The organism is Olivibacter sp. 47, from assembly GCF_030372825.1.
In the GTDB taxonomy this organism is placed as follows: Bacteria; Bacteroidota; Bacteroidia; order Sphingobacteriales; family Sphingobacteriaceae; genus Olivibacter; species Olivibacter oleidegradans.
Genome location: NZ_JAUCNR010000001.1, coordinates 6,082,664 through 6,097,329, shown reverse-complemented (window position 1 = coordinate 6,097,329; position 14,666 = coordinate 6,082,664). Strand labels below are relative to the sequence as shown.

General features: G+C 42.9%; 10 protein-coding genes. All 10 read left to right on the top strand.

What is annotated here, in order from left to right:
- The first annotated feature begins 57 nt into the window (after positions 1–57).
- Positions 58–1,203 (top strand): FecR family protein, encoded by a 1,146-nt coding sequence (locus tag QT327_RS26440; protein WP_130854897.1) that lies wholly within the window; start codon positions 58–60, stop codon positions 1,201–1,203.
- A gap of 290 nt (positions 1,204–1,493) precedes the next feature.
- Positions 1,494–4,907 (top strand): TonB-dependent receptor, encoded by a 3,414-nt coding sequence (locus tag QT327_RS26435; protein ID WP_289554315.1) that lies wholly within the window; start codon positions 1,494–1,496, stop codon positions 4,905–4,907.
- A 28-nt stretch (positions 4,908–4,935) separates the two neighbouring features.
- Positions 4,936–6,504 carry a RagB/SusD family nutrient uptake outer membrane protein gene (locus tag QT327_RS26430; protein ID WP_130854899.1) on the top strand — a complete coding sequence of 523 codons (1,569 nt, stop codon included), beginning with the start codon at positions 4,936–4,938 and terminating at the stop codon, positions 6,502–6,504.
- Between the two features lie 10 nt (positions 6,505–6,514).
- Entirely contained in the window at positions 6,515–7,240 is a 726-nt protein-coding gene (locus QT327_RS26425; RefSeq protein ID WP_130854900.1) for a 3-keto-disaccharide hydrolase, read from the top strand.
- Positions 7,241–7,258: 18 nt separating this feature from the next.
- Positions 7,259–8,626 carry a Gfo/Idh/MocA family protein gene (locus QT327_RS26420; RefSeq protein ID WP_130854901.1) on the top strand — a complete coding sequence of 456 codons (1,368 nt, stop codon included), beginning with the start codon at positions 7,259–7,261 and terminating at the stop codon, positions 8,624–8,626.
- A 96-nt stretch (positions 8,627–8,722) separates the two neighbouring features.
- Positions 8,723–9,436 carry a 3-keto-disaccharide hydrolase gene (locus QT327_RS26415; protein ID WP_130854902.1) on the top strand — a complete coding sequence of 238 codons (714 nt, stop codon included), beginning with the start codon at positions 8,723–8,725 and terminating at the stop codon, positions 9,434–9,436.
- Between the two features lie 219 nt (positions 9,437–9,655).
- Entirely contained in the window at positions 9,656–10,795 is a 1,140-nt protein-coding gene (locus QT327_RS26410) for an acyltransferase family protein (RefSeq protein WP_130854903.1), read from the top strand.
- Between the two features lie 119 nt (positions 10,796–10,914).
- Positions 10,915–11,754, top strand: coding sequence for an SDR family NAD(P)-dependent oxidoreductase (locus tag QT327_RS26405; RefSeq protein ID WP_013664213.1), 840 nt, complete (start codon positions 10,915–10,917; stop codon positions 11,752–11,754).
- Positions 11,755–11,790: 36 nt separating this feature from the next.
- Positions 11,791–12,732 (top strand): helix-turn-helix domain-containing protein, encoded by a 942-nt coding sequence (locus tag QT327_RS26400; protein ID WP_013664212.1) that lies wholly within the window; start codon positions 11,791–11,793, stop codon positions 12,730–12,732.
- A gap of 122 nt (positions 12,733–12,854) precedes the next feature.
- Positions 12,855–14,633 carry an ABC transporter ATP-binding protein gene (locus tag QT327_RS26395; protein WP_130854904.1) on the top strand — a complete coding sequence of 593 codons (1,779 nt, stop codon included), beginning with the start codon at positions 12,855–12,857 and terminating at the stop codon, positions 14,631–14,633.
- The last annotated feature ends 33 nt before the right edge of the window (positions 14,634–14,666 follow it).

Sequence of the window (14,666 nt, the reverse complement as noted above, 5' to 3'; positions counted from 1 at the left end):
ACCCCCAAGCAACTCCTCGTCGTACTTTACTTTTAATGATCCTTATTATCCGAGCGTATGGAGAAAGAAAGAATTAAAGAATTACTTCATAAATATAAAAAAGGTCTTTGCACTGACGCTGAAAAAGCTTGGATAGAATCCTTGTATGAGGCCCTGGCTAACCCTCCTTCTTCGGATTTAACCGATGAAATGATACAAGCAGATTTAGCAGAGGTCTATCAGCGCATACCTGCTTTATCGAAAAATAAAAGCTTTACCCTTTGGCCCCGGATCGTCGCTGCGGCGATATTTCTACTTTTCGTTTCCATTGGCTTTTATTTTTTCAAAGAAAAAGACCCAAGCCAACCACTTGTTCAAATTGTTGATAAATCGAAGATCAATCCGAACGATTTTGCACCTGGTACCAATAAGGCCTTGTTAACATTAGCAGACGGATCACAAATAGCATTGGATAATGCGCCGGACCAGAAAATACTTGACAAAGGAGGAATAAAAATTACGAAGAATGAAGATGGTTTAATTACCTACCAAATTAATCCGGGTGTCCGAGAGTCGAAATCAAATACATTGAGTACACCAAAAGGTGGGCAATACCAGGTCATTTTATCAGATGGCACGAAGGTTTGGTTAAATGCTGCTTCGTCCCTCCGCTATCCTACCGTATTTACAGGAAATGAGCGGAAGGTTATATTAAATGGCGAGGCCTACTTCGAGGTAGCCAAAAATGAAAAACAACCATTTAAAGTGGTGACAGATCGGCAAGAACTGTTGGTATTAGGAACCCATTTCAATATCAATAGCTATGAGGACGAACCTGATGTTAAAACAACCTTGTTAGAAGGAAGTGTTAAAGTCTCGGCATTTCAAACTAAACAAACCATCCTCCTTAAACCGGGAGAACAAGCCGCCTTAAAACGAAGTGGAAAATTAAAGGTAGCTCAGATCAATGCTGAAAATGCGATTGCATGGAAGAGTGGGCTTTTTCAATTTCAAGGCTCCGGTATTCAAGAAGCGTTACGGCAAATGGCGCGATGGTATGATATAACAATTGAATTTGAAGGGGCCGTACCTGATATTCAACTTTGGGGAGAAGTGCACCGGAAAGCCAATGCGCTAGAAGCTTTGGAAATTTTAAGTTATTTCGATTTAAAATATAAAATTTTAGCAACAGGAAATACCAAGAAAATCATCGTTATCCAATAAACTTTAATCAATAAATTATGACAAAATCAAAAACGAAAATCACGTAAGTAAGCATAGCGTTAACAAAAAACCGTTTCCTAACGCCATTAGGAAACGGAATACTTAGAGTTAACTCTTTCCGGATAAATCCGGAACGCCAATTTGTTAAAACCTTTATTAACTCAAGCTTTACAAAAATAATGAAAATTAGACCTAAGACAATGGCCTGGGGTAGGCCATTATCCAAAAATTTTTTTGGAAACCCAAGTCCAGTTCAATACCAAGCCACTGATATTAAAAGGAAAATTATAATGCAATTAAATCTTACATTTTTCTTTTTGCTCATAGCCTTGATGCAGCTACACGCAGCAACATACGCGCAAAAAATCTTTGTTAATAAACAAAATGCAACCTTAGAAGAAATTTTTCGGTCCATTAAACAGCAGAGCGATTATGTGTTCGTTTATAACAGCAAAGAAATCAGCAGTTTAAAGGTAAGCGTAAACACGCAGCGTTCTACAATAGAAGAGATTATGGATCAAGTTCTTCAAAATCAGCCTTTCACCTATAAAATTAGCGGACATAACGTATTGATCAAAAAGAAGAACGATTCCTCTGAAGCTCTTCCGCCGTTGCAACAGCGCGAAGTGAAAGGAAAAATAATTGACGCGCAGGGTTTGCCCATACCAGGTGTAAGTGTCAAAATAAAAGGGACCTCGGCAGGTACCACCAGCAATGCAGAAGGTTTATATACCTTGCAAGTGCCAGGAGCAGAGGCAACCTTAGTATTTAGCATTTTAGGTTACGCACTACAGGAAATCAATGTAGGTACGAACACCTTGATCAATGTAACCCTAACCGAAGAATCCTCTGCGCTGGATGAAGTTGTGGTTATTGGCTACGGAACCCAAAGACGTGCTGACGTCACGACAGCCGTCGCTTCCGTATCAGCAGAGAATATCCAAAATCGCCCGGTTCAAAACTTTGGGGAGGCCATAGCAGGTCAAATGGCAGGCGTTCAAGTACAGCAGACTAATGGTGCCCCCGGAGGGGAAGGTTTGGCCATTCGGGTAAGGGGTACCGGCTCTATCACCCAATCAAATGATCCGCTATACGTAGTAGACGGGTATCCCATGGAAGGAAATGCATTTCGTCTTATCAACCCTTCCGATATTGAAAGCATACAAGTACTCAAAGACGCCTCATCAACCGCTATTTATGGTTCGAGAGGGGCAAATGGTGTAGTGGTGATCTCGACAAAAAAAGGTAAAAAGGGCCCCCCCGTTATCAATGTCAATTCATTTGTAGGTTTCCAACAACGTGTAACAGAAATCAAAATGATGAACCGCGATCAATATGTCGATTGGTTTGTCGATGGTCGCAATCAAGCTTGGTTAGATGCCGCAGTTATTCCAAATGATCCCAATCAGTCGCCGCACAGCATCAATGATCCTAACTCACGACGAAGCCTTTATCCCGGAGCAACCGGTCAGTACATGATTCCCGACGGCACAGGAGGCTACCTCTATAACTTTTTAGATCCCGCATCGGTTGCTACCATGCCCGACAATAATTGGCAGGATTTATTGTATCGGAACGCCTTAACGCAGCAAAATGAACTTTCCGTCAATGGCGGTTCTGAAAATACCCAATATAACTTTTCAGGAAGTTACATGAAACAAGACGGGATTGTGATCAACACCAATTATGAACGTTTCAATTTCCGTTCGAGCATTAATTCTAAAATCAGCAAAACCATCAATTTAGGTGCTAATCTAATGGCTTATTCTGCCAGAAGTAGAGAACAGGCAAATGGTAAAGATTCCCCGGTAATGTACGCCTTAAACTTGCCACCCATTTATCCGCTCAGAAACGCGGATGGTACTTATGGGTCAATGGTACGCAATCCTGAAATCCTTGCGGGAGACGTGGCTAACCCGATAGGAATTGCTGAAATGGTCAATATTAATAGGAGAAGATATGGTTGGTTGGGAACAATTTCGGGCGATTGGCAGATACTTGAAGACCTGCAGTACCGCTTAAGCATCAACGGCGGGATTGAGGACGATCATTTGAAGCGTTTTGAACCATCAATGGTAGATTTGGATGCTTCCAGAGCGCCGCGTCCTGCCAGAGGAGTGGATACGCGCTACACAGATTATGATTGGGTGATTGAGAATACATTAAATTACACCAAAACCTTTGCAGAGAAGCATCGTTTTTCGGCCTTAATTGGATATACCACTCAAAAGCACACCGAAAACTACATGAACGGTGAAGCGAGAGGTTTTGCGAACGACGATATTGAGACGTTAAACGCCGGCAATATGTACGCGCTATCGAGTACCGAATCCGCTTACTCCCTGATCTCCTATTTAAGTAGAGTCAACTATTCATATGATGATCGTTACCTCTTTACGGCCACTTTTCGTAGTGATGGTTCGTCGCGTTTTGGTCAGAACCGGAAATGGGGTACTTTTCCTTCTGTTTCGGTAGGGTGGAGAATTTCGGAGGAGGGATTCATGAAAAATGTCGACCAAATCAGTGATTTAAAAATCAGAGCCGGGTACGGCATTTCCGGAAATAACCGGATAGGTGATTATGCATCCATTGGTTTATTGAATCCTGGTTATTACCCAACCGGGGGAACCTTGCAAAACACCGTGGATGTGGATGCAGAGTCGATGGCAAATGCAAATCTGGGTTGGGAAAAAACGCGGCAATACAATGTCGGTTTTGAATTTGGCTTGGCCAATGATCGGATTCGGGTAGAGGGCGATTTCTATGATAGTCAGTCGCTTGATTTATTGCTGGATGTGCCGGTGCCAACCATTACCGGTTATACGTCTCAGTTTCAGAATATCGGTAAAGTACAGAACCGCGGAATGGAGTTTTCGGTCACTACCAGAAACTTTATCAATGCCTTCCAATGGAGTACTAATTTTAATATTTCCTTCAATAAGAACAAAGTGTTAGAAGTGGGGCCCGATCAACGGCCCATATATGGCAGCGCTACCAATGCCAATAATGCTTTCATCACGACCATTGGTTATCCTATCGCAAGCTTTTACGGCTATAAACAAGAGGGTGTTTTCATGTCGCAGGAAGAACTGGACCGCTACCCTCATTTAGCCGCTGATAAAATAGGTGATGGTCGTTATGCTGATATCAATGGAGACGGCAAATTAGACCAAAACGATAAAACCGTTTTAGGCAATAATACACCTGATTTTACCGGCGGAATCACTAATAATCTCTCTTATAAGAACTTCTCCTTGAGCGTGCAGTTTACAGGGTCTTATGGTGCAGAAGTATTTAGCTTTTTCAAACGCATGGTAGGCATTTACCATGGCGACCGGAATGGTATGATTGAACAGATCGATCGCTGGCGATCGCCGGAAGAACCGGGCGATGGCATTCACTTCCGTGCTACCCGCAACCCTACCGGTTGGCAACGGGACCCTTCTTCCGCATGGGTACAAAATGCCTCTTACCTTCGTTTACGTAACGTAAACTTCTCTTATAACTTTGGACAGTCCGTATTGGATAAGCTAAAAATTAAAGGATTGCGCGTATATATAACCGGTAGTAACTTGTTTACTATTACCGATTATACAGGCTATGATCCGGAAACCAGCAGCGAAAGTGGTCTTCAAAAAGGAGGCGATTATTTAGGCTATCCAACAGCTAGATCTTTCATTCTCGGTGCTAATCTAACTTTTTAACTCCTAATTTATGCGATATATAACAGCTATGAAAAAGATTCTTTTATTAAGTATGACGGCTTTAATACTGTCATCTTGCAGTAAAGATTTTATTGAACTTACGCCACCTTCTAATTTAAATAGTAGTGATTTTTATAAAACCCAACAAGATATTAATCAGGCTACTTTATCTGCTTATGCCAGCCTGCGCGAACTCTATAATGGGACCTATTATCGCTTGGGCGAAATTCGTTCTGATAATACCACTTACTCTTGGTTAGCCGGTAATCCGGCAAATGAAAAGGGAATAGACGAGTTTGCCTCCCCGTTGCTGCCCGAGAATAATTTTTTGATGGATTGCTGGGATGATAGTTATCATACCATTTTGCGATGTAATCTCGTCTTGGGACGTAGCGATGCTGTTATCTTTACCGATGAAAAGCTTCGGAACCAATATAAAGCAGAGGCTAGCTTCATACGCGCATCTACTTATTTTTGGTTAAATAGGGTGTTTGGCGGTTATGCACTAAATGGTGAACTCTTAGGTGTTATTAAAGTGGATAAAGAACTGGCACCTGGTGAGGCCTATCAATTACGTCGGTCACCCTTGGAGGAAATTTATGAATTAATTATTAGCGATCTTCAATTTGCGGAAGCCAACCTACCGGAAAGTTATGGCGGAAGCGATAAAGGGCGCGTCACTAAAGTGGCAGCAACTGCACTATTAGGAAAGGTTTATATGTTCATGGCAGGATATCCTTTGAATAAAGGGAATGAGTTTTATACCAAAGCCATTGAAAAATTCCGAGAAGTGATTAATAACGGACAGTATGCGTTAGTGGCAAGCTATGCCGATCTATTCGATGTAAATAAGAAAAATAGTATGGAATCGCTTTTTGAAATTCAATACATGAAAGGTTCACCGAATGGGGTTACGGGAAGTCCGTGGAATAATAATTTTGCTCCCCGTTTTTCGGATAAAGAAGTAGTGCTGGTGGGAGATAAAAGCGGTCAGAACGCCCCGACTCAGGATATGTCGAATGCTTATGAAACCGGAGACCCTCGAAAATATGTATCCATGCGCGATGGTTGGGTAAACGCCAAAACCGGTGCCTTTGAAACCGATAAATATATTCGCAAATATTACGATGTAGCGACCAGTGGTTCCGATAACGGAAATAACTGGATCGAGCTTCGGCTGGCCGATATTTATTTACTCTATGCTGAAGCGCTGGTGCGCACCGGTACAGATCAAGCGACCGCCTTGGTCTATCTAAATAAAATACGGGAGCGGGCTAGAAATACACCCGGAGATCCAAATGTCCCGGCTCCTGCTAATCTGCTAAGCGATTATCAATTAGCAGACTTTGCCAATGATCAGGCTTTCCTGCTAGCGATCGAAAAGGAGCGTCGTGTAGAGCTTGCTTTTGAGAATCATCGCTGGTTCGATCTCGTTAGAACCGGTAGAGCGAAGGATGTCATGATTGCGGAACAAAAAGCCGATGGTTTTAATAATTTCACCTGGAGTGATGACGCGCTGGCCTATCCCATTCCGATGACTGTCATGCAAGCCAATCCGCAACAGATTATCCAGAATAAAGGTTATACACAATTATAAATGCTAGATCATGACAATTCAAGTAAATCTCTTTTTTTTACTGATATTCCTTGCGCTCTTCGGGTTAAGTAACCAAGGCGCGTATGCACAGGATAATGCCTTAACACCACAAGAGAAGGTAGCAGGCTGGCAATTGCTTTTTAACGGAAAAGATTTAACCGGTTGGACTTCCACAAAAGGCACCTCACCGGATGCAAGTTGGAAAGTTGAAAACGGCCAACTTTCTTTAAAGGAAACCGGAGGGCAACGACATCTCGATATCATTAGCGCAGAAGAGTATAGCGATTTTGACCTGCGTGTCGATTTTAAGTTAACAAAAGGTGCCAACAGCGGTATTAAGTACTTCTTTACACAGTATAGCGAGGGTGGATGGCTCGGCATGGAATACCAGCTTATTGATAATGATTACCATCCGGACGCCAAGCTCGGCCGCGATGGCAATCGCCAACTGAGCGCCTTGTATGATATGCTGGCCGTTGAGAAAAAAGTACCGGTTAAGGTAGGCGAATGGAATCATGCCCGCGTAGTTTCAAAAGATAGTCAAATAGTCCATTATCTCAATGGCCAGGAAGTACTTCGCTATGATCGCAAGAGCGCGGCATTTGAGAAAGCACGACAGCTGAGCAAATTTAAAGAGGCGAAACCCGCTTTCGGTTCAGTTAGTAAAGGGCACATCTTGCTACAAGACCATGGAGACATCGTCTATTTTAAGAACGTGAAAATAAAAGCATTATAAAAATTTAAAAAAGACATCATGAATGCTAAATCAAGAAGAGATTTTATAAAAAAGTTGGGAATAGGCACAGCCGCTTTAACAGTTGGTGCCGACATAATAGACCATCACCCTGCGTTGGCCTTTAGTGCCAAAAGCTACCGCAATATTATCGGAGCTAATGAGCGTATTCAGCTTGCCACCATCGGAGTAAATAGCCGCGGAAGCAGCATGAGCGGTACTTTTGCCAAGCAAAAAAATGCAACCGTAGCCTGCATTTGTGATGTAGATGAGCGAGCCATTCCAAAAGCAATGAAACGTGTTGCAGAGGCAGGGCAAAGCAATACACCCCGCGCTGAGAAAGACTTACGGAAAGTATTGGAAGACAAAAGTATTGACGCTATCTATACGGCGACACCCGACCATTGGCATGCACCATTAACCATCATGGCTTGCCAGGCAGGCAAGCATGTATATGTTGAGAAGCCAATGGCACATAATCCGGCAGAAGGAGAGATGGCGGTAGCAGCTGCCCGAAAATATAACCGTGTTGTACAAATGGGAGCACAGCGTCGTTCGGCGCCCACACTTACCAAAGGCATTGAGCTCTTGCATCAAGGCATCATTGGCAAGGTGTATATGGCCAAAACGTGGTATACCAACACCCGCAAAGCAACTTTTCTGAAACCCGGTACCGTTCCTTCCTGGCTCGATTATGATCTGTGGCAAGGCCCAGCACCGCGGGTACCTTATAAGGACGGCTTAATCCACTACGATTGGCATTGGTTCTGGCATTGGGGAACAGGTGAAGCTTTGAACAATGGTACCCACGAGGTAGATGTTGCCCGTTGGGGTTTAGGTGTAGATTTCCCAACACGGGTAAGCTCAATCGGAGGGCGTTATCAATTTCAGGACGATTGGGAAACACCCGACACACAGGTTGTAACCCTGGAATATCCTACTGCAACCCTCATTTGGGAAAACAGAAGCTGCAACGGACGCCAAGTAGAAGGTTTGGAACGAGGCGTTATTTTCTACGGCGACAAGGGAAGTTTGGACACCGGTGAAGATGCTTATAAGATCTATGATTTACAAGGTAAGCTCATCAAAGAAGAAAAATCGACATCGGCAAACGAAGGTTTGGCCGGTAGAAATACAGCAAGTCCAAGCTTGGGGATGGACAGCTTACATGCTGCCGATTTTCTGGATGCGATTAAAAATAATAGGCAACCAAACTGCGATATCGAACTTGGCTATAAGAGTACAGTGGCCATGTTGTTAGGGAATATATCTTGGCGAGTAGGCCGTGATTTAAGGATTGATCCTAAAAACGGGCATATTGTAGGTGACGCCGAAGCGGAAAAATTGTGGAGCCGGAGCTATGAGCCGGGATGGGAACCTAAAATTTAAAGAAAAAGGGGCTGCGGGAGAGTCTAAGATTTAGATCGATGAACGGACCTGCAGCTTCTATACCGTTGTCTATGGATTTCTAATAAATCAACACAAATGAATAGGCTAAAAATGATGGTCTTACTTTTTGTACTACTCATGTATAAAGTACAGGCACAAACGGAAAATGAGTTAACTGCCCAAGAGAAAGCAAACGGATGGCAGCTCGTTTTTGATGGAAAAAGCTTTGCAGGTTTACAAAAACTAGCTGATGGCGGTTGGGTGGTGAAAGATGGCTTATTGATGGCAACCCCCATTCCGCATGGAAAACAAATGGATATTATCACCACGGCTTCCTTTGATAATTTTGAACTGACCTTTGAATTTAGGGCGGCAAAAAACACCAATAGCGGTGTTAAATATTTAGTCACCAATACCTTTCCAGGGAAAAAGGGCACTTATTTAGGGCTGGAATATCAAATTCTGGATGATCTGCATTACCAATATCCCGAGCGAGGCGAACTGCGGTCTGTCGCCTCACTTTACGATCTCATTCCTGCCGATCCAAAAAAGGAAGTAAAAGCACTTGGCGAATGGAATACCGCCAAGATTATTGTAAACGGGCGTCATATCAGCCATTGGCTTAATGGCAAAAAAGTGGTCGCATATGATCGGAGTACACCTGCATTTGCACAACTGATTCAAGCAAGTAAATACAAAGACCTTCAAAATTTTGGAAAAGCCGAAAAAGGACATCTCCTTTTTCAGAATGAGGGCACACCAGTTGATTTCCGAAACATCAAAATCAGGCCTTTGACGAATGTAAAATAAAAATAGTTGACTTAATTAGCCATCTCATAAAAACAAGAGATGGCTTTTTTTTGCAATCAGCCGTCCATTCTTCGTCAATTGCTATGCATTTATTTACCCTAGGTAACCATTTTTTTGAACTCATTTCATAAATTGCGCGGCAAGAAAAAGAAAGTTTTGGATAACACCTCGCCGTATGGTCATTTGGTATTGAAATAACCATTCAATTTATACATTTTTATGCACAAAATCGCTTCTGCTGCTTTTGCAGACACTAAACCCCACTACATTCTTCTTGACGGCTTAAGAGGCGTTGCGGCTCTTATGGTTATTTGGTACCACATATTCGAAGCATTTGCAACAAGTCCTGTCGACCAACACTTCAATCACGGATATTTGGCCGTTGATTTTTTCTTTATACTGTCCGGCTTCGTTATCGGCTATGCTTATGACGATCGTTGGAAAACAATGAAAGTAAAAGATTTTATCAAACGTCGATTAATCCGTTTACATCCCATGGTTATTATGGGCGCTATTTTAGGCGCGATTACTTTCTATATACAAGGCAGCGTGAAATGGGATGGTTCGAAGGTATCTTTATCCATGTTAATGCTAGCTTTACTCATTAATCTCTTCTTAATCCCTGCTGCCCCTGGCTCGGGCCCCGAAGTACGTGGAAATGGAGAGATGTATCCGCTCAATGGCCCTAGTTGGTCCTTATTCTTTGAGTATATCGGCAATATCCTGTATGCATTGTTCATCCGTAGGTTATCGGCAAAAGCACTTGCGGTACTCGTCCTGTTGGCCGGAATCGGATTGGCCTCCTTTGCTATATTTAATTTTTCCGGTTATGGCCATTTAGGTGTAGGATGGACGATGGCAGGCCATAACCTGATCGGTGGATTTCTACGTTTGTTGTTTTCATTCTCCGCCGGTGTATTGATGTCGCGCAAGTTTAAACCTGTAGAAGTAAAAGGCGCATTTTGGATCTGCAGTTTGGCGATTATTATTTTACTTTCCATACCCCATATTGGGGAAGCAGAAGCTCTTTGGATGAACGGGATCTATGATGCACTATGTACACTTGTTATTTTTCCCATATTGGTCTATTTGGGTGCCTCCGGAACTACAACCGGCAAAAGCTCTATTAAAATCTGTAAATTCTTAGGCGATATATCGTATCCACTATATATGGTACATTATCCTTTCATGTACCTGTTTTATGCATGGGTATGGCAAGAAAATCTTACCTTCACCCAAATATGGCCGATAACGTTGCTTCTCTTTTTGGGTACTATATTAGTAGCTTATCTCTTCTTAAAGCTTTATGATGAACCCTTTAGAAAATGGTTGAGCAAGAAATTGCTGATGAAAAGTTAATCGACTATTTGAGATATAAGATAACCTATCCTCATTATGACTACAAATATCCGCACTTAGCACACAAGTAAAAAATGTGCATAAACTACTTTTGTTGGGAACAAAAACGATAAACAATCATGACACAACAAAAAGATAAAGTTTGGTTCATTACCGGCACATCGCGTGGTTTTGGTCGTGTATGGGCGGAGGCCGCCTTAGCACGAGGCGATAAAGTAGCAGCAACGGCACGTAAGTTGGAAAGCATTGCCGATCTGAAAGATAAGTATGGCGAGCAAGTATTGACGGTAGCACTTGACGTAACGAAACCCGATCAGGTGAAAGAAGCAGTCACAGCCGCACATGCGCATTTTGGTAGGTTGGATATCGTGCTCAATAATGCCGGCTACTCCTTGGTAGGAACTATCGAAGAAGCAAGCCCGGCAGATATCCGAGCACTTTACGAGACCAATATTTTAGGGCCGGTTGCCGTGATACAAGCCGCCTTGCCCTTGCTTCGAGAGCAGGGGTATGGCCATATCCTCGGTACTTCCAGCAACCTTGGCCATGTTACCATGCCGGTAATAGGCTATTACTGTTCTTCTAAATGGGCATTTGAGGCTATTCATGAAAGCTTAGCGGCGGAGGTAGCCCCTTTCGGTATTCAGGTAACGATTATTGAACCGGGGGCCTATGCTACCGAATTCGGTAGTCAGGAATCCTTAAAGTTTGCGCAGGGTATGGAGGTATATACTGATTTCAAAGCTAAATTTGTAGACAGTTTAAAAACCATGGAAAGAGGCGATCCGGCAGCAACGCCACAGGCCTTGTTTAAAATGATAGACGCGGAACAGCCACCGCTGCGTTTCAACTTGGGTAGCCATAACCTATCAGGTACCCGAGCGGCTTACGCGCAACGATTGGCTATTTGGGAGGCTTGGGATGAGGTATCCCGCGCCGCTCAAGGTGAACCGAAATAAAAAACAACCATAACCGGTTATCATAACTAGCCGGTTATGACTATATTAGCTGTTGGCATGAAAAAGGAAGAAAAAAGCTTGCATAAATTTGAATCGCTTTCAGATGCACATCGGGTTTTTGGTTTGCCTCAGCCCCGGCATCCGCTTATTAGCCTTATCAATGGAGCACACACTCAGATCGAACTTTTTAAAATTCCGCAACGTCACGTTTTGGGATTTTACAAAATCTCGTACAAGCCAAAGCTGAGCGGAAAGCTGAAGTATGGCCAAGGTTACTATGATTTTGATGAGGGAGGCCTGTTATTCGCTTCCCCCGGTCAGATAATAGGCGGTAATGATGATGAGGGCGCTGTATGTTCAGAATACACCCTGTTGATTCATCCCGATTTCTTTTTAGGATATCCCTTGACAAAAAAGATTAGGCAGTATGGTTTTTTCTCTTATGCCGCCAACGAAACACTCCATTTGTCGGAAGAGGAGAAAGCAATCATCATGTCCATTTTCCGTAATATCGAAACAGAACTCAATAACCGGATTGACGACTTCAGTCAGGACGTAATGATCTCCCAGATCGAGTTGTTGCTTAATTATGCCAATCGCTTTTACAAGAGACAATTCATTACGCGTAAGGTCGTTAGCAATGAGCTGTTGCAGAGACTAGAAGAGTTGTTAAACCAATATTTTGATCAAGAAATGCCGTCAAGCCAGGGCACGCCAACTGTGAGCTACCTTGCTGAAAAGCTACATCTTTCGCCCAGCTATCTGAGTGATATGTTGCGTTCTCTAACAGGGCAGAACGCGCAACAGCATATTCATGCAAAAGTAATTGAAAAGGCTAAAGAGAAGCTTTCTACCACCAACTTATCCGTGAGTGAAGTAGCTTATGCACTAGGTTTTGAACATTCACAGTCATTCAGCAAGCTTTTTAAAATCAAAACGAAGCTATCACCGCAAGCGTTCCGGAACTCCTTTAATTAAATATAAATTAGCTAATTCATCATTTTTAACCGCCGTTAGGGTGTTGTCGCCAATTCATTTAAATTGTCTAGCGTAAAAAAATTAAGGGTATTGCACATAATCAGTTACCTTTACATTGAATTATGGCTAACCCTTACATCTCCCTATTACGCACCGCCTGGACTTATGCCCGAGGTGAGAAGAAACGCTATGTTTTCATATATGGGCTGTTTATTCTTGCCAGTGCAGCCTTTGCCACTTATCCGCTACTGTATGGCTGGTTCATCAACGGTATACAGCAGGAAGGAGCTGCGTACCTACATTATGCTTGGCTCTATGTAGGGGCGTATATGCTTCTCAAGTTGGTGGAATGGAGTTTCCATGGACCGGCGAGAATACTTGAACAGAAGTTGGCATTCGCCCTTAGCCGAAATTTTTTGCAAGATCGTTATCATCAAACCTTACATCTTCCGGTGAAGTGGCATCAGGATAATCACTCCGGAATTACCATCAATAGAATCCGGAAAGCCTATACAGCCTTGAAATCCTTTTTTGAAAACGGATTTATGTATACCTATGCATTGATGAAGTTTGTGTTCTCTCTCATTGCTATGATTGCTTTTTCGCCGTTGTTTGGGCTGATCGGTGTAGGTATCGGCATGCTGACGGTTTACGTCATTTTCAGGTTTGATAAGCCCTATATCAAGGCACTGGACGAAACAAACGAAAAAGATCATATCGTATCCGGAACACTGTTTGACAGCCTTTCTAATATCATCACCGTGATTACTTTGCGGCTACAGAATAGAATGGAAAAGAGTTTAATGGGGAAAGTAGCTGATGTTTATCCTCCTTATAAAACGTCCGTACATGTAAATGAATTCAAATGGTTCATCGCCGATATGCTTGTAGCGCTTATTTATGTAGTTACCGTATTGGGATATATTTATCAGCACGGGCAGCCCGGTCAACTCTTTTTAATCGGTAATCTAGTTGCCCTGCTGGGATTTGTCAACCAGTTCACGAGCGTTTTTCATGACGTAGCTTGGCAATATACGCAGATCGTTCAATTTAATACCGATGTGGAAACCTCCCGTCATATTAGCGATGCTTATCAACAACAGCATCAGGCCGAGGCTACGGTAGCACTACCAAATGAATGGCAGCAGGTTGAGGTACAGGGTTTGAATTTCTCGCATACCGAAACCTATTCTTCCGGTCAAAATGCGCACAGCCTGCATGATATTCATCTTACCATTCAAAGGGGGCAGAAGATTGCGTTGATTGGAGAAAGCGGCAGTGGTAAAAGCACGCTTATGGCCATACTAAGGGGCTTATATACCTATCAGTCCGATACACGTATTAGATTAGATGGAAGTAAGCAAATTGATGCTGCTAGCTTGGCCGATGCTGTCACCCTCTTCCCGCAAGAGCCGGAAATATTTGAAAACACGATCAAGCACAATATCACCCTAGGGCTTCCCTTTTCTGATGAGGAAGTGATGGAAGTCTGTCGAATTGCTCATTTTGCAGAAGTCGTACAAACCCTTCCCAAAGGTTTGGAGTCGCACATTCAAGAAAAGGGTGTAAATCTTAGCGGAGGACAAAAACAACGACTGGCCCTTGCGCGAGGTATACTAGCGGCGCGATCAAGCAGTATTGTCTTGCTAGACGAGCCCACCAGCAGCATAGACCCTAAAACAGAGGTTAAAATCTATCAACATCTTTTTGAAGAATTTAAAGAAAAAGCACTTATCTCCAGTTTGCATCGCTTATACTTACTTCCATATTTCGATTATATTTACATTCTGCAAAATGGAAGAATAGTTGATGAAGGTAATTTTGTCGATTTGAAGGCACGTAGTGTGCTATTTGATGAGCTGTGGAAACATCAACGGGAAAACAGCCAGACCGGTAATTAAGCAATTGAAATTTAATCAACATATCAGGCTTTG